The sequence below is a fragment of the Amycolatopsis magusensis genome, assembly GCF_017875555.1.
Taxonomy (GTDB): domain Bacteria; phylum Actinomycetota; class Actinomycetes; order Mycobacteriales; family Pseudonocardiaceae; genus Amycolatopsis; species Amycolatopsis magusensis.
This window is the reverse complement of the sequence record NZ_JAGGMS010000001.1, coordinates 8,730,854-8,748,938: the sequence shown is the minus strand read 5'-3', so window position 1 is coordinate 8,748,938 and position 18,085 is coordinate 8,730,854. Positions and strand designations below refer to the sequence as shown.

The following is an 18,085-nucleotide window of genomic DNA, read 5'->3' as shown; positions in this document are numbered from 1 at the left end:
GCCGGGAGGGTGTGGCGATGCTTGACCACGCGCCGGTGATCCCCCAGCGTTTCGGGCATGTCGTCACGAAGCGTCCCCGAAATTGAGCGGGGGGTGAAGGCACGCGGGCACGGAGGCCTGGTGCGCCTGCGGGCCGCGTTGCCCGGAAACGCTCGTGAACTGGTCGGCGAGTACGAGCGGCACCTGGAGTTGGAGCGCGGGCTTTCGGCCCACACGGTCCGGGCGTATGTGGGCGACGTGGTTTCGTTGCTCGGCTACCTGCACGGGGTCGGGAACGCGGACGACGGCGCCGAGGACGGCGGCGAAGCGGCGGCCGAGGACGTGGCGGCGCTGGCCGGGCTGGACGTGGGGGAGTTGCGGGCCTGGCTGGCCGAACAGCACCAGGCCGGGGTCAGCCGGACCACGTTGTCCCGGCGGGCCGCGGCGGCGCGGACGTTCACGGCGTGGGCCCATCGCGTCGGCAAGCTCGAGCAGGATCCGGGCAGCCGGCTGGTGGCACCACGGCCGCATCGGACCTTGCCCGGGGTGCTCCGGCCGGAGCAGGCGGAGCAGGTGATGAGCGCGTCGAGCGCGGGGGCGGCCGAACGCGATCCGGTTGCGCTGCGTGACCACGCTTTGCTCGAACTGCTGTATGCCACGGGCATTCGGGTGTCCGAGTTGTGTGGGCTCGACGTGGGCGATGTGGAGTTCGACCGCCGGGTGGTCCGGGTGCTCGGGAAGGGTGGCAAGGAGCGGACCGTGCCGTTCGGCGTGCCCGCCGAGAAGGCACTCCGGTCCTGGCTGGACGAAGGGCGTCCGGTGCTGGTGGAGCGGGCGAACGGGGCTGCGGCGAAGGCGCTTTTCCTCGGCGTCCGAGGCGGCCGGCTGGACCCCCGCTCGGTTCGCCGGGTGGTCCACGACGGGGTCGGCTCGGTGCCCGGCGCGGTGGACATGGGGCCGCACGGCCTCCGCCATTCGGCTGCCACACACCTGCTGGAGGGTGGTGCTGACCTTCGCAGCGTTCAGGAACTACTCGGTCACGCTACGCTTGCCACCACTCAGCTTTACACTCACGTCACCGTCGAGCGGCTGAAGGCGATCCATGACCGGACCCACCCCCGTGCCCGCTGATCGCGGGGGCGGCGGGGGGACAGCCTTCCCGCCACCCGGCGAACCGCCCGACCGAACCACCCAGCACGAGCACGGAGACCGACCTGAGAGTGCAGTTGAAGACGGCAATTTGCCCGGTGACGCAGCGCGTTCTCAGCGGGACTCTGAGACATCCGCAGCGAAGGGCAGTCCCGTGACCGCCACCGAGACCAGCCCGAGCGAGACCGGTGACGTGGAGGCGGGCATCAACGCGTTGTGGCGGCAGTTCGCCCGAGCGCCCGAGCAGCGCCTCCGCGATCGGCTGGTGCTGCACTACGCGCCGCTGGTGAAGTACGTCGCCGGCCGCGTCGGCACCGGCCTGCCCACCCACGTCGACGTCGGCGACCTGGTGCAGTCCGGCATCTTCGGCCTGGTCGACGCCATCGAGAAGTTCGAGCCGGAGCGCGGGCTGCGCTTCGAGACCTACGCCATGCAGCGCATCCGTGGTGCGATCCTGGACGACCTCCGTTCTCAGGACTGGGTTCCCCGGGTGGTCCGCAGCCGGGCCCGGGAAGCCGAGCGTGCGATGGAACGCCTCGGCGCCCGCCTCAACCGCACCCCGACCGACGCCGAACTGGCGGCCGAGCTCGAGATCAGCGTCGACGACCTGCGCGACCTCTACGGCCAGCTCCAGCTCACCAGCGTGGTCGCGCTGGAAGACCTCGTCGCGGTGGGCAAGGACAGCGGCTCGCTGGTCGACACCCTGCCCGACGACGACGCCGTCGACCCGGTGGCCGTGCTCGTCGACCAGGACAACCGCCGCCAGCTGGCCGAGGCGATCGCCCAGCTGACCGAACGCGACCGGATCGTGGTGAGCCTCTACTACTTCGAGAGCCTCACCCTCGCCGAGATCGGCAAGGTGCTCGGCGTGACCGAGTCGCGGGTCAGCCAGCTGCACACCCGGGCGGTGCTCCGCCTGCGCGCCAAGCTCGTCGAGCAGGCCGGTGTCTGACTGACACGTCAACCGGGGTCCCACGGCTTCAGCCGTAGCCGTGTGGTTTCCAGGATCAGGGGCAGCGGGTCCAGGTACTCCAGCCCGCGGCGCACGCCCCAGTGCAGGCACACCGCGACCGTGCACTCCGGGTGCCCGGCGACGACCGCGCCGAGCACCTGCCCCGAGTACACCTGGTCCCCGGCGGCGACCTGGGGCACCAGCGGCTCGTAGGTGGTGCGCAGGTCGCCGTCGTGGTCGACCGACACCACCCCGCGACCGGCGATCGTCCCGGCGAACACCACGTACCCGGTGCCCGCCGCGAGCACCTGCTGGTCCGCGGTGGCTGCCAGGTCGACCCCGCGGTGGCCGGGGCCGAAGTCGCTCTCCGGCGCGTCGAAACCGCGGATCACCTGGGGACGCGGGTGCAGCGGCCAGGTGAACCGCGGCTCCTCGGCGGCGACCGCGAGCACGGCCGGGCTGTGCAGGCCGAGGCCGCCGAATGCCAGCAGCGCCAGCACCAGTTGGGGGATGCGGTGACGTGGGAGAATGGGTGGGAGGTCCATGACTGGGACTCTGCCGGGACGGGCGGGGTGGTGGGGGCCGAGCGGGGAATCTGTGGACAACCGGTGGCGTTGTGGATGGGCCGGGGGTTTCGCGGCCGCCGGTGAGCGGCCCCGCAAAGCGGAGGCGTACACTGTTCGCGCGGTCTGCGGAAGAGCGGATCGACTTCGCGTGCGATGTGCATGCTCGGGGTGGGCCAGCACGATTTCCACCCGGAACGAACGATGCCCGGCGGTCCCATCCGGCGCCCAGCGCCGAACGGGTTCGGGCATCGGCACCGCACCAGGGCGACCGGCCACCCGGGCGGTCGCGGCAACCGAGCAAGCGTCACCGGGCCGGTCCCGGGGCGCACGACACAGAAGAGGTGCGAATCCGGCCATGGCCGTCGTCACCATGAAGCAGCTGCTCGACAGCGGCGTGCACTTCGGGCACCAGACCCGGCGCTGGAACCCGAAGATGAAGCGCTACATCTTCACCGAGCGCAACGGCATCTACATCATCGACCTGCAGCAGACGCTGACCTACATCGACCGCGCCTTCGAGTTCATCAAGGAGACCGTGGCGCACGGTGGCAGCATCCTGTTCGTCGGCACGAAGAAGCAGGCGCAGGAGGCCATCGCGAACGAGGCCCTCCGCGTCGGCATGCCCTTCGTCAACCAGCGCTGGCTGGGCGGCATGCTCACCAACTTCCAGACCGTGCACAAGCGGCTCCAGCGCCTCAAGGAGCTCGAGTCGCAGGAGCAGACCGGTGGCTTCCAGGGCCTGACCAAGCGCGAGATCCTGACGCTCACCCGCGAGAAGGACAAGCTGGAGAAGACCCTCGGCGGTATCCGCGACATGGCGAAGGTTCCCAGCGCCGTGTGGATCGTGGACACCAAGAAGGAGCACATCGCCGTCGGCGAGGCGCGCAAGCTGAACATCCCGGTCGTCGCGATCCTCGACACCAACTGCGACCCGGACGAGGTCGACTACCCGATCCCGGGCAACGACGACGCGATCCGGTCCGCCGCGCTGCTGACCAAGGTCGTCGCCGAGGCCGCCGCCGCCGGTCTGATGGCCCGCTCGGGCCGCAACGGCTCGGCCGCCGAGGGCAAGGACAAGCCGGAGCCGGGCGTCGCTTCCGACGAGCCGCTCGCCGAGTGGGAGAAGGAGCTGCTTTCCGGCTCCGAGAACGCCCCCGCCGCCGAGAGCGCTCCGGCAGCGGAGAGCGCCCCCGCCGAGGCGCCCGCGGAGCAGACCACCTCCGCCTGATCCACCCTTCGCCCGCGTGGCCGGACCCCGGTCCGGCCACGCGGGCCATTGACTCGAATCCCTGCGCGTACCGAAGAAGGACGGAAAACGCACGATGGCGAACTACACCGCCGCAGATGTGAAGCGCCTGCGCGAGCTCACCGGCGCCGGCATGATGAACTGCAAGAAGGCGCTGGAGGAGAACGACGGCGACTTCGACAAGGCCGTCGAGTTCCTGCGCATCAAGGGCGCCAAGGACGTGGGCAAGCGCGCCGAGCGCGCCACCGCCGAAGGCCTGATCGCCGGGGACGGCGGCGTGCTCGTCGAGCTGAACTCCGAGACCGACTTCGTCGCCAAGAACGCCGACTTCCAGGCCCTCGCCGCGAAGATCGTCGAGGTCGCCAAGACCGTGCGCACCGACGACGTGGAGAAGCTGCGCTCCGCCGAGCTGGACGGCAAGACCGTCGCCGACGCGGTGCACGACCTGTCCGCGCGCATCGGCGAGAAGCTGGAGCTGCGCCGGGTCGCCGCCTTCGACGGCACCGTCGCCACCTACCTGCACCGCCGTGGCGCCGACCTGCCGCCGGCCGTCGGCGTGCTGGTCGAGTACACCGGTGAGGGCCAGGGTGCCGCCGACGCCGCCCGCGGCGCCGCGCTGCAGATCGCCGCGCTCAAGGCCCAGTACCTGACCCGCGACGAGGTCCCGGCCGAGAAGGTCGAAGCCGAGCGGCGCATCGCCGAGCAGACCGCGCGCGAAGAGGGCAAGCCCGAGCAGGCCCTGACGAAGATCATCGAAGGCAAGGTCAACGCGTACTACAAGGACACCGTGCTGCTCGACCAGCCGTCGGTGACCGACAACAAGAAGACCGTGAAGGCCCTGCTGGACGAGGCCGGTGTGACCGTCACCCGGTTCGCCCGCTTCGAGGTCGGCCAGGCCTGAGCAAGAGTACCGGCAACGTGCCCCGTCTCCGCCGCATCGGGGACGGGGCACGGTTGCGAAGAGGCACCTGACAACCCTTGAACACGCGGAGGACGACATGACAGCGGAGCGGTCCGACGGGGCCTACCGGCGGGTGCTGCTGAAGCTCGGTGGCGAGATGTTCGGCGGCGGCGCTGTCGGGGTCGACCCCGACGTGGTGCACTCGGTGGCCGTGCAGATCGCCGAAGTCGTCCGGACCGGCGTGCAGATGGCGATCGTCATCGGGGGCGGCAACTACTTCCGCGGCGCCGAGCTCTCGCAGCGCGGCATGGACCGCGACCGCGCCGACTACATGGCCATGCTCGGCACCGTGATGAACTGCCTCGCGCTGCAGGACTTCCTGGAGAAGGAAGGCGTCCCGACCCGCGTGCAGAGCGCGATCACCATGGGTCAGGTGGCCGAGGCCTACATCCCGCGCCGCGCCGAGCGCCACCTGGAGAAGGGCCGCGTGGTCATCTTCGCCGCCGGCGTCGGCATGCCGTACTTCTCCACCGACACCGCGGCCGCCCAGCGCGCGCTGGAGATCGGCTGCGACGTGGTGCTGATGGCCAAGGCCGTCGACGGTGTCTACACCGCCGACCCCAAGACCGACCCCAGTGCCCGGATGTTCCGCGAGATCACCCACCGCGAGGTGCTCGAGCAGGGCCTGAAGGTGGCCGACGCGACCGCGTTCAGCCTGTGCATGGACAACAACATGCCGATCATCGTGTTCAACCTGCTCACCGAAGGGAACATCGCCCGCGCGGTCGGCGGTGAGCGGATCGGCACCCTGGTCAGCACCCCCGCCGTTGGGGTGCCCGCCTAGACCTGCTGGGATCATCTGGCGGAGAACACCATCCAGCGGCGCTATACGAGCAAGGAGTAGCCGTGATCGACGAGACCCTCCTCGACGCCGAGGAGAAGATGGAAAAGGCCGTTTCCGTCGCCAAGGACGACCTCACCTCGGTACGCACCGGCCGGGCCACACCCTCGATGTTCTCCCGGATCGTCGTCGAGTACTACGGCGCGCCGACCCCGCTGAACCAGCTGGCCAGCGTGAACATCCCCGAGGCCAGGATGGCCATCGTGAAGCCGTACGACCAGACCCAGCTGAACGCCATCGAGAAGGCGATCCGCGAGTCCGACCTCGGCGTCAACCCGAGCAACGACGGCCAGATCATCCGCATCGTCATCCCGCAGCTCACCGAGGAGCGGCGCAAGGAGATGGTGAAGGTGGCCAAGGGCAAGGGCGAGGACGCCAAGGTGTCCATCCGCAGTGTCCGCCGCAAGGCCAAGGAAGAGCTCGACCGCATCCAGAAGGACGGCGAAGCGGGCGAGGACGACGTCACCCGTGCGGAGAAGGAGCTGCAGAACCTGACCGACAACTACGTCGGCCAGGTCGAGGAGCTCGTCAAGCACAAAGAAGCAGAGTTGCTCGAGGTCTGATCCGGTGGGGGAGACGAGCGTGAGCGAGGAACGCGAGGACGCGGCCGATTCGGCGGGGCCCGCCGAAAAGGCCGCGAAGGCCTCGCGGGCCGGCCGGAACCTGCCGGCCGCGATCGGGGTCGGGGTGGCGCTCGGTGCCGTCATCCTGGTTTCGCTGTTCACCGTGCGTTTCCTGTTCATCGGGGTGATCGCGGCGGCGATCGCGGTGGGCACCTACGAACTGGCCGGAGCGCTCAAGCGCGCGGCGAACATCCGGATCGCGCTGGTCCCGGTGCTCGTCGGCGGGCAGGCGATGATCTGGCTGGCCTGGCCGTTCGGCCGGGAAGGGGCGCTCACCGCGTTCGTGCTGACCGTGCTCGCCTGCCTGCTGTGGCGGCTGCCCGGCGGCGCGGACGGGTATCTGCGCGACGTCGGCGCTTCGGTGTTCGCCGCCGCCTACCTGCCGCTCTTCGGTGCCTTCGCGGCGATGCTGGTGCCGCCGGAGGACGGCGTCGGGCGCGTGCTCGCCTTCATGATCGGCGTGGTCGCCTCCGACACCGGCGGGTACATCGCCGGCGTGCTCAAGGGCAAGCACCCGATGGCGCCGACGATCAGTCCCAAGAAGACCTGGGAGGGCTTCGGCGGCTCGATGCTCGCGGGCATCGTCGCCGGGTCGCTGACGCTGACCCTGCTGCTGGACGGGCAGGTCTGGCAGGGCGTGCTCTTCGGTGCCGCCATCGTCTGCGTGGCCACCCTGGGCGACCTGATGGAGTCGCTGATCAAGCGCGACCTGGGTATCAAGGACATGGGCAACCTGCTGCCCGGCCACGGCGGCCTGATGGACCGGCTGGACTCGCTGCTGCCGTCGGCCGTGGTGTCCTGGCTGCTGCTCTCGGCCTTCGTACCGGCCTAGGACTTGTCGATCACGCAGAACCGGTTGCCCTCGGGGTCCGCCAGCACCACGAAATCGGCGTCCTCGGGGTAGTCCGCCCAGTCCACGCGGGACGCGCCGAGGCCGAGCAGGCGCTCGACCTCCCCGGCCTGGTCCGCGCTGTACAGGTCCAGGTGCACACGTGGTTTCTCCTGGATCGGCGTTTCCGACCGGCCCAGCGAGATGTACGGGCCCTGGCCGTCGACCGGGGCGAGCACCACCCAGGTCTCGTCCCCTTCTTCGCGCGGGCGGTAGTCCAGTGCCGCGCACCAGAACGCTTCCGCGCGCCGCACGTCCGAAACGCCCAGCACCACCGAGCCGACGTGCAGCCGCATCAGTCGTCGTAGGGGTCGTCGACCTCGGCGCCGGCGTACTGCGCGTCGATCACCTGGGTGTGGTCGATCACCGAGAACACCGAGCCGTGCGGGTCGGCGAGCACGGCCACCCGGCCGAACGGCGTGTCGTAGGGCTGCACCACCACGGTGCCGCCGAGCATCAGCGCGTGCCCGGCCGCGGCGTCCGTGCCGCGTGCGGGGTCGACCTGGAAGTAGATCATCCAGTGCGCCGGCGTGCCCTCGCGGTATTCGGGGCCCATCACGTAGCGGTAGAGCACGGGCTGGTGGTCCAGCCGCCATTCCGCGTAGTCGATGGTCTCGCTGCCGATGTGGTGCACGTTGTAGTTGAACAGCCGCGAGTAGAACTGGTCGACCACCGCGCCGTCGGTGGTGTTGAGATCGGCGCCGGAGAAGGTGTTCGGCGCGCCGGTGGCGAACTCCCAGGACGGGCCGGGCTGCCAGAAGACGATCGGCGTGCCGGTTGGGTCGAGCGCGTGCAGGATGTTGCCGCGGCCGGGGATTTCGACCGGCCCCAGGGTGACCACGCCGCCGAGGTGCTCGACCCACTCCGCGGTGCCCGCGGTGTTGTGCACCGAGAGGTGCACGGTCCAGCCCGGCGGTTGCGACGCGGCGGCGCGGTACATCCCGGCGACGGCGAACCCGCCGTACGAGCCGAGCGAATAGCGCCCGTCCGAGGTGGCCGGATCGCGCTTGAGCTCGAAGCTCCAGCCGAAGAGCCCGTTGTAGAAGGCTTCCGCTTCGGCTATGTCCGGACTCGCGAGTTCCACCCAACAGGGGACACCCGGCGACAGAAGGGGTTGTGTGGCGGCCGAACCAACCGACATGAGTGAGCTCCCTCGGCTTCGGTAGCCCGATCTTACGACTCGGCCGGGGGTTGTGCTTAACCCAAAGTCATCGAGCGGCAATCAAACCGGGCGAGGTTGGGACTTTTCGGTGAAAACGGACAGGATTTGCCTGCGCCGCCTAGGCTGTAGGCGTGCGGCGCTCCCTTTTCCGCCACCGGCCGACGGTGGACATCCTGCCCAGCCCCAACATCTGGTACTACCCGGCGGCGTACGAGCTGGAGAACCGGGCGCAGGACGTCGATGGCGAAATCTGGCGCGTGCTCGGTGAGGAATGCGAGTGGGCCGGGCTGGATGTGCTCGACGTCGGCTGCGGTGACGGCTTCCACCTCCCGCGGTTCGCCGCTTCGGCGCGCTCGGTGGTCGGCGTCGAACCCCATCCGCCACTGGTCCACCGCGCCCGCGAACGGGTGGCCGGACTGACCGGCGTGCGGGTGCTCCACGGTGCGGCACAACGACTTCCGCTCGCGGACGCGAGTGTGGACCTGGTGCACGCGCGGACCGCCTACTTCTTCGGTCCCGGCTGCGAGCCCGGGTTGCGGGAGGCGGAGCGGGTGCTGCGACCCGGTGGCGTGCTGGTGATCGTCGACCTCGACGTGACGCACGAGCCGTACGGGAACTGGATGCGGGCCGATCTGCCCGACTACGACCCGCCCGGCGTGGAACGGTTCTTCGCCGAGGAGGGCTTCGGCTGCCGCCGGGTCGAAACGCGCTGGGCGTTCGACGACGCGGCGGGCGCCGAGCAGGTGCTGAAGATCGAGTTCAGCCCCGCCGTCGCCGCGAAGGCCACGGCGGAAGTGTTACGCCGCAACGCTTCCGGCGGTGCGGTGACCTTCCCGGTTGGCTATCGCGTGCACGTTCGCCGCAAGCCAACCGGGTTGGTCGTCCCCGGTCATTCGGTTTCTTCGTCGGCGGGGTCGGGTTCGTCCTCGCCGAGCACCCCGTAGATCGTCCGGCGGGCCTCGTTGAGCGCCCGCACGGCCTTGTCCTGCTGGTCGGCGGTGCCGGCCTGTGAGACCTGGAAGACCGCGGCCATCAGGGACATGCTCGCCGAGCGGAGGCTGGCCTCGTTCGGGTCGACGTCGCGGGTGATGGTCTCCCACGGCGGGGTGTCCAGCCGCTCGGTGGCGGCGCGGCCCTCGTCGGTGAGCTGGAAGAGGCGCTTGCCGCCCTCTTCGGTGGCCGTCACCAGGCCCTCGTCGGCGAGCAGTTGCAGGGTCGGGTAGATGGAGCCGGGGCTCGGCTTCCACAGCCCGTCGCTGCGCTCGCTGATCTCGGTGATGATCTCGTAGCCGTGCCGCGGCTGCTCCGCGAGCAGCAACAGGATGGCCGCGCGGATGTCACCGCGGCGTCCCCGTCGTCCGCCGTGCCGCGGGTGGCCACCGGGTCCCCGGCCGCGTCCTCGCGGTCCGAAACCGAAGCCCCAGCCGCCGGCGAAGTCCTCGAAGGGTCCGCGTGGGCCGAAGGCGCGCCTGCCGAATTCATGTGCGAAGGGTGGTCGCATGGTGGTGATCCTTTCTCGTTAGCTTGCGATGTACTTACGATATATCGGAACCGTTCGTTTGGCAACCAGCAGGCCGCGAGCTCGGTCACACTGGGGGGACGTGGGAGAATGAACCCGTTATGACTGCCCTCCCCCTTGTTTTCGACGCGCCCAAGCGCGGGCTGCCGCCGCGGCACCTCGCGGACCTTTCCGCCGAGGAGCGCGCGGCCGCCGTCGCCGAGCTGGGTGAGAAGCCCTTCCGCGCGAAGCAGCTGTCGAACCACTACTTCTCGCGCCTGACGGTCGACCCCGAGCAGATGACCGACATCCCGGCCGCGTCGCGGCAGCGGCTGGTCGGCGAGCTGATGCCGCCGCTGCTGACCGAGGTCAGGGCGCTGGCGTGCGACGACGGGAGCACGCGCAAGACGCTGTGGCGCGCGCACGACGGCACGCTGGTGGAAAGCGTGCTGATGCGGTACCCGGACCGGGCGACGCTGTGCATCTCGAGCCAGGCCGGCTGCGGCATGGCGTGCCCCTTCTGCGCGACCGGGCAGGGCGGGCTGGACCGGAACCTGTCGACCGCGGAGATCGTGGACCAGGTCCGCTCGGCCGCCGCCGTGATGCGTGACGGCGAGATGGCGGGCGGGCCGGGACGCCTGTCGAACATCGTGTTCATGGGCATGGGCGAGCCGCTGGCGAACTACAAGCGCGTGGTGGCGGCGGTCCGGCGGATCACCGACCCCGCGCCCGCCGGGCTGGGCATCTCGCAGCGTTCGGTGACGGTGTCGACGGTGGGCCTGGCGCCGGCGATCCGGAAGCTGGCGGACGAGAAGATGCAGGTGCGGCTGGCGGTGTCGCTGCACACGCCGGACGACGAGCTGCGGGACACGCTGGTGCCGGTGAACAACCGGTGGTCGGTCGACGAGGTGCTGGACGCGGCGCGGTACTACGCGGACACGTCGGGGCGCCGGGTGTCGATCGAGTACGCGCTGATCCGGGACATCAACGACCAGCCGTGGCGGGCGGATCTGCTGGCGAAGCGGTTGCGGCAGCACTTGAAGCAGTTGGTGCACGTGAACGTGATCCCGCTGAACCCGACGCCGGGGTCGAAGTGGGACGCCTCGCCGAAGCCGGTGGAGCGCGAGTTCGTGCGCCGGGTGAACGAGGGCGGTGTCTCCTGCACGGTGCGGGACACACGAGGCCAGGAAATCGCCGCGGCTTGCGGCCAGCTCGCCGCCGAAGGCTGAGCGGTAGTTCGATGATGGAGAGTCCGTTTTGATGCTTGCCCCCAGCCTGCTCGACCCGGCGGCGGAGAAGTTGATGCTCACCGACGTCACCGGCCGCAGCGCCACGGACGTCGCCCGCGTCGCCCGTGAGCTGCTCGGCGAGCGGTTCGATTCGTGCACGTTCACCTACGTGCTCATGCGCGCCTTCGACGTCGAATTCCACGCTGCCTGCCAAGCCTCCCGCTGGCACGAGTTCGACAACGGCCCGCGCGCCCTGTCGGACGCCGACCTGGAAACCCTGCTCAGCCCCTGGCTCTCCACCCGCTGACCCACCGCGGATGGTCCCACGCCCTGGTTGGTTGCGGTTTGCCAACTTCGGGCGTCCACCGGTGATGCCCCGCGCACCCGCGACGACGGTATGACTGTGCGGTAGCTGATCCGGCGCCTCAGCGCCTCCGGCGATTGTATTAGTGCATTGCGTCGTCGGTGTGGGTGGCAATGGTTTCCCTGTTCTGCGTATTGCCGGGAAAGGAAACCACGGCATAACGATCGTGATGGCGCTCGTTGACCGGCTGGACAGGGTGGATGGCGATGATGAGTATTGGTGCTCATCGGTGAGCCGCGTGGGAGGTCTGGTGAACGTGAGCGCGACGGTGCTGGTGCAGGAACTGAAACTGTTGCGGAAGGGCCGCGGGATTTCCGCGACCCAGCTCGGCGAACGCGTCGGGCCGGCGTTGCGGGCGGTGTGCCGGATTTCCGGCAACGAGGACGCCGCGGAGATCCGGCGGAAGGTTTCCGATCGGCTGCGTGCGCTCATCGCCCCGCTGCCCACCGATTTGAGCACGGTGGTGCTGGCGGCGCTGGGGTTGCACGAACAGGCCCGCAATCCGTTCTACCAGGAGCGCGTGCACTGGGCGGCCCGCGAACTGGACCGCGACGACCGGACGATCCGCCGTCGCATCGACGAGGGCATCGAGCAGGTCGCGGAACTGGCCCTCGCCGCGGCACCGGCGGCCGCGCCCGGGGACCCGAGTCGTAGCTGGCACACCGAAAACCTGCGCGTGACGTTGTCGCTCGACCAGCCGGTGCCGGAGGCGTTCGAGTTCCGCCGGATCGTCGCCGACGCCGACGACATCGCCGAACTCGACCTCGCACTGACCCTGACCACGCCGGTGGACAGCGGTCGCTCGGTGCGCGAGGACGACCTCCAGGTCGACGTGTTCCACGGTGGACTGCTGGCCGCCAGGGTGATGGAGTCCAGCGACCGGGCCGGGCTGGCGTTGCGGCTGCCGTCGCCGCTGCGCCGCGGTGAGCGGCACGAACTCGCCCTGCGATTCCGGGCCGCTTTCCGGTATCCGCATTACGTCTGCGTGCCACGGCACCCGGTCGACCTCTTCGAACTCCACGTGCGCTTTCCCACGCCGGCCCCGGCGGAGATCCTGCTGCTGGACCAGGTGTTCCAGGAGGACGCCAAGAACAATGGGGTCAAAGGGCCGGTATTGGTGCCGGACGGCTCGGGGGAAATCCACCTCGAATTCCGCGATCTGGTGCCGGGTTTCGCTTACGGCGTGCGTTGGACGGAATAAACCCGGGACTCGTGGCCGGTCCACCCTCGTAGTGGGAACGGTTATCCGACCCCGCTGGGCGGTGACCGCGGACAGGACACCGGCCGCGCCCTTCTGGACAATTGCTGGTCAGGTCCCGATTTCGGTCCGCTTTCCCTGGTGCAACAAGGGTTCCGCTGTCTAGGTTCCCTGAGCCATGACCCTTCCAAGTGCGGACGCAGCGCTGCCGAAGCTGCGCTTGACCGACCTGAAACCGTACCTGTCCGTGATCCTGCTGGAATGCACGGCCGATGACCCCCAGCAGGCGTTCGAACAATTGCACCGGTTCCTGCGCGAGGCCGCGGGTGACCCGGGTGCCGGGGACAACGCCCGCCTGCTCGCCGAGGTGGATCTGCGTCCCGGCGACCTCGGCGACGAGGTCGGCTCGGTGGACGAGCTGGGCGTTGAACAGATCCTCGGCATCGCTCGCGAGGTGACGGGGACGCCGGGCTGGGCCGAACCGGACGCCGGCTTCGTCGACGTCACCAACCAGCTGTCCGTCGCCGTCCGCCGGCGTCGGCTGGTCGCCGTGTATTCGACCTTCGCCGGAGACACCAGGATCAGCCGGTGGCTGCGCCAGGAGGCGACACCGTTCCGGTTCGTCCCGTCGGACCGGCTGACCGAGACCTTCCGCGGCGACGGCAAGATGCTGTGGCTCCGAGGAGGGCAGCGCCGTCCCGACGACGCCGATACCGCGCTGGAGGACGGCCAGTACGCGCTGTCGGCCGCGAAGGTCGCCTACCTGCCGGACGACGAGAGCGCCCTGCTGCGCGATCTGATCACCGTCTCCCCGGGGAGCTTCCGGGTCTCGTGGAAGCGGACTTCGCCGTTCGCGATGTTCCTCGCGGCCGTCGGCGAGGTCCTTCGCACGGTCGAACTGGCGCTGAGCGCCGAGGAGTTGCCCGCGCCCCGGACCGCCGAAGCCGCCGTTCCGCAGGTCGACCTCGGCCAGGTTCGCGGTGCCTACGACGTTCTGGTGCAGGTGCCCGCCGACGCCGATGAGGAACGGGCCGAGCGCGCCGAGCTCATCCGCTCGGCCATCCTCGACGTGCGCGGTGATTCCGGTTCCGCGCAGGCGTTCGTCGACGTGGGCCGTCAGGGCGCGGTGGCGGGCACCTTGGTGGTCAAACCGGTCGAGGACGCCGGGACCGTCCGCCTCGACGTGCGCTTCAGCGGTGTGCCCGCGACCGAGGGGATCGCGCGCGAGGTCAAGGAGGCCATCGCGGACGACAACCTGCTCACCGTGTACTACGAGTCAGGCCACCTGTTCGACGGTCACCAGGTGGTCCGGCGGGAGCTGGACTCCACCCCCTACCCCAACCTCGCCTTCGAGGACTTCTCCGGTTTCGCGGTCATGAAGGCGAAGCCCGCCACCGGGGAGGACCAGGCGGTCCACCACGCCATCGCCACCCACGGCGACGACTCGCTCTACGCCTGGGTCGTCCGGCGCTTCGGCGGCGAGTGGCTGCTGTGCGACGACGGTGCCGGAGAGGTCGCCGACTTCCTGCACCTCACCGACGACGGCACGCTGACCGCGATCCACGTCAGCGCCGCCCACAGCGCCGGCCGGGGCAGGCGCATCGCGGTGACCCCGTTCGCCCAGGTGGTCAGCCGGGCCGTGGACAACATCCGGTTGCTGGACACGGAGTTGCTGGCGGAGCGGCTGTCCGCACCCCGCATCGCCACCCCGGCGGCCTGGCACGCGGGCAACCGGATCACCAGCGCGGAGTTCGTGCACCAGTTGAAGGCCAGGGTGGCGACCGACCGCACGCGGGTGGTCCTCGTCCAGCCCCATCTGCTGCGGGCCTCCCACGACCTGGCCAGGGCCGATTTCGCGGCGGGCCGGTCGAGCCGGGACGTGTGCAGCCTGACCCTGCTCGACGAGGTCCTGCACCACGCGCGCCGGACCGTCACCGCGCTCTGGGACGACCTGTTCGTCATCGGCAGCGAGTAGGACCGCCGGGGTCGCGCCTCCGGCGCTGGTTCAGGTGGACAGACTCGGGTTCCCCCACGCCAGTTCCGGAGGCCGGCCCGGCCGGAGGCTGTTCCCCGGCTGGGCGTGCGACGGGGTGCTCCCGGGGTCCGGGCGGCACATTTCCAGGCGCAGCTTCAGCACATCGGTGAGGTCGAGGTCGATCGCCACCGGGGTGCCGAACGCCGCCCGGTACACCGCTTGGGGAGTGCCGTCGAGGACGACCCGGAAATCCCCCACCTGGAACGGTTCGTCGGCGTCGTCGAGCACGCCGGCGACCGCGGTCAGCCGTCGGTACCCGCCGCCCAGTTCGATGTCGACGAACCCGAGCGACTCCACGGTGCCCGAGCCGGGACGCAACACGATGCTGTCCGCGTAGGACACCCCGTTGATCTGGGCGGTGCCGGACCGGATGCGTGCGCTGCTGGCCAGCCACGGAAGGCCGTTCGCCAGCAAAACCCGGTCCTCCGTGTGGCTTTCGGCTGCTCTGCCACCCAGCCACTGGCCGCGCTCGGGCATCGGGTGGGCACCTTGGCCGGTGATCGCCGCGATCAGCTCCGCCACCCCCTCCGCCGAGAAGGCCTCGACGTGGAACCTCGTGGTGGAGTAGGCGTTGAGGAAGGCCGGGACGTCCTCGGCCGACTGACCGTGCAGGACCACCGGCAGGATCCGTTCGGTCGCGGCTCGCAGGTCCTTGGTCAGGTCGTTGCGCAGGATCGCCGTTTCGAACTGCGAGCCACGCCCTTCGTGTGCTGGCGCCGCGCCGTCGGCCCGGCGCTTGTAGTCCGGGGAAGCGATGACGACCACGAAGTCCGCTTCGGTCAGCTGCTCGATCGCCCACGCCGACCAGTCGCGTCGTTTGTTGTCGTACCACTGGTCCAGGTGCACGTCCAAACCGATCCGCACGCGCAGGTATTCGGCGAAATCGCGGACGCGGTCCTTGTGTTCCGGTGAATCGTGCGCGTAGGTGATGAACAACCGTGGTACTTCTTGGCCGGGCATCGGTACTCCTCGAACGGGATCGTCGTTGCGTGCCAAGCATTCTCGGCGGTGTTCCCGGCGTGGCAAGGGCTTGTCCCCAGCTTGTCACGGTTCTGTCCATTCCTTGACCGCGAGTGGATCTGTCCTGGTTTTGTCACGTTTCTCGTCTGTTTCTCGCTGTCGGCGGCGACTTACGATCGCCCGGCCCGATGATCGGTACGAAGGGGTGGCCGCGCCGGTGTACGAGTACGACGTTTTCATCAGCTATCGGCGCGAGGACCACACCGTGCCCGCCTGGGTGCGCACCCACTTCCACCCGCGCCTGCTGGAGTTGCTGGACAACCAGCTCGACCGGGAGGCACGGGTCTTCTGCGACGCCGAGCTCGGTGTCGGTACCCGCTGGCCGGACGAGCTGAAGAAGGCGTTGCTGCACACGCGGATCCTGGTCCCGGTGTGCTCGCCCAAGTACTTCCGCGACGAGTGGTGCCTGACCGAGTGGCACTCGATGGCACAGCGGGAAGCGCACAGCGGCGGGGTGCGGACCCTGATCTACCCGGTGATCTTCTGCGACTCCAAGAGCTTTCCGCCCTGGGCGCACGAGCGGCGGATGCGTGACCTCAGGCAGTGGGCGAAGCCCTACGAGCACTTCCAGATGTCACTGGACTACCTCGACTTCCACAGCGAACTGACGAACGTCGCCGAGGAACTGGCGGACCTGCTCGACCAGGCGCCTGCCTGGCGGCCGGACTGGCCGGTGGCCACCCCCGTCGTCGGCCCGCCCCCGATGGCCAGACTGCCGAGGTTCTGACCGATGCCGGGCACCGTGGTGACCTTCTACTCCTACAAGGGCGGTGTCGGCCGCAGTTTCACCCTCGCCAACGTCGCCGTGCTGCTGGCCCGCTGGGGTCATCGGGTGCTGTGCGTGGACTGGGACCTGGAGGCGCCGGGCCTGCTCGACTACTTCCGGCCGATGTTGCGCGCCGAACCCACCGGTGGCGTGGTGGACCTGGTCGATGACTTCCTCGCCGGGAAGGCCGGCCGGGCCACGCACATCACCTCGCTGGCCGCCGAGGGGACCCTCGACTTCATGGCGGCCGGTCGCGCGGACGACGACTACACCTCCCGCGTGCAGGCGATCAACTGGGAAAGCCTGTACGACAAGGGTTTCGGTGACTTCCTGGAAGCCCGTCGCGCGCAGTGGACGGCCGACTACGACTACGTCCTGCTCGACAGCCGCACCGGTATCTCCGACATCGGCGGCATCTGCACCGCCCACCTCCCGGACCAGCTGGTCGTGTTGTTCACCGCGAACATGCAGAGCCTGCGGGGCGTGCTCGACATCGCCCGCCGGGCCAATGCCGCCCGTGACCGCCTGCCCTTCGACCGGCCGCGCCTGCCGGTGCTGCCGGTGCTGTCCCGGTTCGACACCCGTGAGGAGTACGACCGGTCGGAGAAGTGGCGGGAGACCTGCGTCAAGCTGACCAAGCACCTGTTCCGCGACTGGGTCTACCAGGACGTCCCGCCCGAGGTGATGTCCCGCCACCTCACACTGCCCTACGTCTCCTACTGGAGTTTCGGCGAGCAACTCCCGGCGCTGCTCGAGTCCAGCCCCGGCGCCGATCAGATCGGTTTCGCGCTGGAGACGCTGGCGGCCGTCATCGCGCACCAGCTGGACCGCACGGACCTGCTGGCGGAGAACCGCGACGCCTACGTCACCTCCGCGCGGGCCGCGAAGCACGATTTCGCCTACGAATTCGTGATCAGCACGACTCGGTCCACTTTGGAGTTCGCGGGCAAACTGGAGGGGGCGCTGGAACAACGGGGTCTGCGGGCGCGGAAGTCGCTGTCGGGCGACCGGTCGATGCTGCCCAAGGCCGACGACGCCCGGCACCTGTGCCTGGTGGTCGACCAGAAGGTGAGCCGCTGGCAGGAGGCCGAGGTCGAGCTGTTCCTGCACCGGACGCTGGGGCAGGACCGGCGGCTCATCCCGGTGCTCACCGGGGACGCCGACCCGAGCGCGCTGCCGGGTTACGTGGGCAACCTGCGCTACCTGCGGCTGGACCAGGCACGCGGACCCGCGGACGTGGCGCAGAGCCTGGTGGACCAGCTCCACGGCAATACCCCGCTCGTCGACACCGGCGAAGTCGACCTCGCCGCCGCGCTGCGGGAGGTTTCCCGGGCGCAGTTGCGGCCGTTGCTGTGGGAGCTGGTGGACGAGGTGGTGCAGGACCTGGTCATCGCGATCGGTGACGGGGACGCCGGCCGCGCGCGGGAACTGGCGGCCGACCTCGCGGTGGCGATCAGGCCTCGTGCGGCAGCACGCGGGGAGAACGGTTATCGCACGCCCGCGCCCCGGACGACGACGACGGCGATCGCCTTCGCGTTGCGGGTGCTCGACGCGCGTGCGGCCAGGAATTAGGGCTTGTTCGTTGGATCCACGGTGTGAAAGGGAGC

At 69.6% G+C, this 18,085-nt stretch carries 19 protein-coding genes; 14 read left to right on the top strand and 5 right to left on the bottom strand.

Annotated elements, in window-relative coordinates:
• Positions 1-117: 117 nt before the first annotated feature.
• The gene (locus JOM49_RS39330) at positions 118-1,110 is read left to right on the top strand and encodes a tyrosine recombinase XerC (protein ID WP_245371572.1); all 993 of its coding nucleotides are present in this window, start codon (positions 118-120) and stop codon (positions 1,108-1,110) included.
• A complete protein-coding gene (locus JOM49_RS39325) occupies positions 1,082-2,080 on the top strand; it encodes a FliA/WhiG family RNA polymerase sigma factor (protein WP_245369626.1) in 999 nt (332 codons plus the stop codon). Before JOM49_RS39330 ends, JOM49_RS39325 begins: the two co-directional genes overlap by 29 nt.
• 8 nt (positions 2,081-2,088) lie before the next feature.
• On the opposite strand, the gene JOM49_RS39320 is transcribed toward JOM49_RS39325, so the two are convergent.
• Positions 2,089-2,625 carry a M23 family metallopeptidase gene (locus tag JOM49_RS39320; protein ID WP_209669482.1) on the bottom strand — a complete coding sequence of 179 codons (537 nt, stop codon included), beginning with the start codon at positions 2,623-2,625 and terminating at the stop codon, positions 2,089-2,091.
• A gap of 376 nt (positions 2,626-3,001) precedes the next feature.
• Here JOM49_RS39320 and rpsB point away from each other — a divergent pair, with 376 nt between their 5' ends.
• The 5 genes from rpsB to JOM49_RS39295 all read left to right on the top strand — a co-directional run bounded on the left by rpsB (position 3,002) and on the right by JOM49_RS39295 (position 7,149).
• Positions 3,002-3,874 carry a 30S ribosomal protein S2 gene (gene rpsB / locus JOM49_RS39315; protein WP_209669480.1) on the top strand — a complete coding sequence of 291 codons (873 nt, stop codon included), beginning with the start codon at positions 3,002-3,004 and terminating at the stop codon, positions 3,872-3,874.
• A gap of 94 nt (positions 3,875-3,968) precedes the next feature.
• On the top strand, positions 3,969-4,793 hold the full coding sequence (gene tsf, locus JOM49_RS39310; protein WP_209669478.1) for a translation elongation factor Ts: 825 nt from the start codon (positions 3,969-3,971) through the stop codon (positions 4,791-4,793).
• 97 nt (positions 4,794-4,890) lie between these two features.
• Positions 4,891-5,637, top strand: coding sequence for a UMP kinase (gene pyrH / locus JOM49_RS39305; RefSeq protein ID WP_209669475.1), 747 nt, complete (start codon positions 4,891-4,893; stop codon positions 5,635-5,637).
• Between the two features lie 62 nt (positions 5,638-5,699).
• Positions 5,700-6,257, top strand: coding sequence for a ribosome recycling factor (frr, locus tag JOM49_RS39300; protein WP_209669473.1), 558 nt, complete (start codon positions 5,700-5,702; stop codon positions 6,255-6,257).
• Between the two features lie 19 nt (positions 6,258-6,276).
• Positions 6,277-7,149, top strand: coding sequence for a phosphatidate cytidylyltransferase (locus JOM49_RS39295; protein WP_209669471.1), 873 nt, complete (start codon positions 6,277-6,279; stop codon positions 7,147-7,149).
• Here JOM49_RS39295 and JOM49_RS39290 read toward each other — a convergent pair.
• Both JOM49_RS39290 and JOM49_RS39285 read right to left on the bottom strand, forming a co-directional pair.
• Complete coding sequence (locus tag JOM49_RS39290; RefSeq protein WP_209669470.1) at positions 7,146-7,502, bottom strand: VOC family protein; 357 nt, start codon at positions 7,500-7,502, stop codon at positions 7,146-7,148. The two genes, JOM49_RS39295 and JOM49_RS39290, sit on opposite strands and share 4 nt — an antisense overlap.
• Positions 7,502-8,347, bottom strand: coding sequence for a VOC family protein (locus JOM49_RS39285; protein ID WP_209669468.1), 846 nt, complete (start codon positions 8,345-8,347; stop codon positions 7,502-7,504). Before JOM49_RS39285 ends, JOM49_RS39290 begins: the two co-directional genes overlap by 1 nt.
• A gap of 152 nt (positions 8,348-8,499) precedes the next feature.
• On the opposite strand from JOM49_RS39285, the gene JOM49_RS39280 reads away from it, so the two are divergent.
• Positions 8,500-9,312: a class I SAM-dependent methyltransferase gene (locus tag JOM49_RS39280; RefSeq protein WP_308159025.1), complete on the top strand. Its 813-nt coding sequence runs from the start codon at positions 8,500-8,502 to the stop codon at positions 9,310-9,312.
• Here the strand turns inward: JOM49_RS39280 and JOM49_RS39275 are convergent.
• Positions 9,258-9,869: a PadR family transcriptional regulator gene (locus JOM49_RS39275; protein WP_209669466.1), complete on the bottom strand. Its 612-nt coding sequence runs from the start codon at positions 9,867-9,869 to the stop codon at positions 9,258-9,260. The two genes, JOM49_RS39280 and JOM49_RS39275, sit on opposite strands and share 55 nt — an antisense overlap.
• Before the next feature lie 119 nt (positions 9,870-9,988).
• On the opposite strand from JOM49_RS39275, the gene rlmN reads away from it, so the two are divergent.
• The 4 genes from rlmN to JOM49_RS39255 all read left to right on the top strand — a co-directional run bounded on the left by rlmN (position 9,989) and on the right by JOM49_RS39255 (position 14,632).
• A complete protein-coding gene (gene rlmN, locus JOM49_RS39270; RefSeq protein WP_209669464.1) occupies positions 9,989-11,095 on the top strand; it encodes a dual-specificity RNA methyltransferase RlmN in 1,107 nt (368 codons plus the stop codon).
• 31 nt (positions 11,096-11,126) lie between these two features.
• Positions 11,127-11,402 carry a hypothetical protein gene (locus tag JOM49_RS39265; protein ID WP_209669462.1) on the top strand — a complete coding sequence of 92 codons (276 nt, stop codon included), beginning with the start codon at positions 11,127-11,129 and terminating at the stop codon, positions 11,400-11,402.
• Positions 11,403-11,709: 307 nt separating this feature from the next.
• Entirely contained in the window at positions 11,710-12,660 is a 951-nt protein-coding gene (locus JOM49_RS39260; protein WP_308159024.1) for a hypothetical protein, read from the top strand.
• Between the two features lie 175 nt (positions 12,661-12,835).
• Entirely contained in the window at positions 12,836-14,632 is a 1,797-nt protein-coding gene (locus JOM49_RS39255) for a hypothetical protein (protein WP_209669460.1), read from the top strand.
• 30 nt (positions 14,633-14,662) lie between these two features.
• On the opposite strand, the gene JOM49_RS39250 is transcribed toward JOM49_RS39255, so the two are convergent.
• Positions 14,663-15,652: an SEFIR domain-containing protein gene (locus JOM49_RS39250; RefSeq protein ID WP_209669458.1), complete on the bottom strand. Its 990-nt coding sequence runs from the start codon at positions 15,650-15,652 to the stop codon at positions 14,663-14,665.
• A 217-nt stretch (positions 15,653-15,869) separates the two neighbouring features.
• On the opposite strand from JOM49_RS39250, the gene JOM49_RS39245 reads away from it, so the two are divergent.
• Positions 15,870-16,439 carry a TIR domain-containing protein gene (locus tag JOM49_RS39245; protein ID WP_209669456.1) on the top strand — a complete coding sequence of 190 codons (570 nt, stop codon included), beginning with the start codon at positions 15,870-15,872 and terminating at the stop codon, positions 16,437-16,439.
• Between the two features lie 3 nt (positions 16,440-16,442).
• On the top strand, positions 16,443-18,050 hold the full coding sequence (locus JOM49_RS39240) for a KGGVGR-motif variant AAA ATPase (protein ID WP_209669454.1): 1,608 nt from the start codon (positions 16,443-16,445) through the stop codon (positions 18,048-18,050).
• The last annotated feature ends 35 nt before the right edge of the window (positions 18,051-18,085 follow it).

What these genes read in the sequence shown, in the direction of transcription:
- rpsB (WP_209669480.1), top strand. Translation starts at nt 3,002, where the DNA reads ATGGCCGTCGTCACCATGAAGCAGCTGCTCGACAGCGGCGTGCACTTC.
- JOM49_RS39320 (WP_209669482.1), bottom strand. Translation starts at nt 2,625, where the DNA reads ATGGACCTCCCACCCATTCTCCCACGTCACCGCATCCCCCAACTGGTG.
- pyrH (WP_209669475.1), top strand. Translation starts at nt 4,891, where the DNA reads ATGACAGCGGAGCGGTCCGACGGGGCCTACCGGCGGGTGCTGCTGAAG.
- JOM49_RS39290 (WP_209669470.1), bottom strand. Translation starts at nt 7,502, where the DNA reads ATGCGGCTGCACGTCGGCTCGGTGGTGCTGGGCGTTTCGGACGTGCGG.
- JOM49_RS39325 (WP_245369626.1), top strand. Translation starts at nt 1,082, where the DNA reads ATGACCGGACCCACCCCCGTGCCCGCTGATCGCGGGGGCGGCGGGGGG.
- JOM49_RS39240 (WP_209669454.1), top strand. Translation starts at nt 16,443, where the DNA reads ATGCCGGGCACCGTGGTGACCTTCTACTCCTACAAGGGCGGTGTCGGC.
- JOM49_RS39275 (WP_209669466.1), bottom strand. Translation starts at nt 9,869, where the DNA reads ATGCGACCACCCTTCGCACATGAATTCGGCAGGCGCGCCTTCGGCCCA.
- JOM49_RS39255 (WP_209669460.1), top strand. Translation starts at nt 12,836, where the DNA reads ATGACCCTTCCAAGTGCGGACGCAGCGCTGCCGAAGCTGCGCTTGACC.
- tsf (WP_209669478.1), top strand. Translation starts at nt 3,969, where the DNA reads ATGGCGAACTACACCGCCGCAGATGTGAAGCGCCTGCGCGAGCTCACC.
- rlmN (WP_209669464.1), top strand. Translation starts at nt 9,989, where the DNA reads ATGACTGCCCTCCCCCTTGTTTTCGACGCGCCCAAGCGCGGGCTGCCG.
- JOM49_RS39285 (WP_209669468.1), bottom strand. Translation starts at nt 8,347, where the DNA reads ATGTCGGTTGGTTCGGCCGCCACACAACCCCTTCTGTCGCCGGGTGTC.
- JOM49_RS39265 (WP_209669462.1), top strand. Translation starts at nt 11,127, where the DNA reads ATGCTTGCCCCCAGCCTGCTCGACCCGGCGGCGGAGAAGTTGATGCTC.
- JOM49_RS39250 (WP_209669458.1), bottom strand. Translation starts at nt 15,652, where the DNA reads ATGCCCGGCCAAGAAGTACCACGGTTGTTCATCACCTACGCGCACGAT.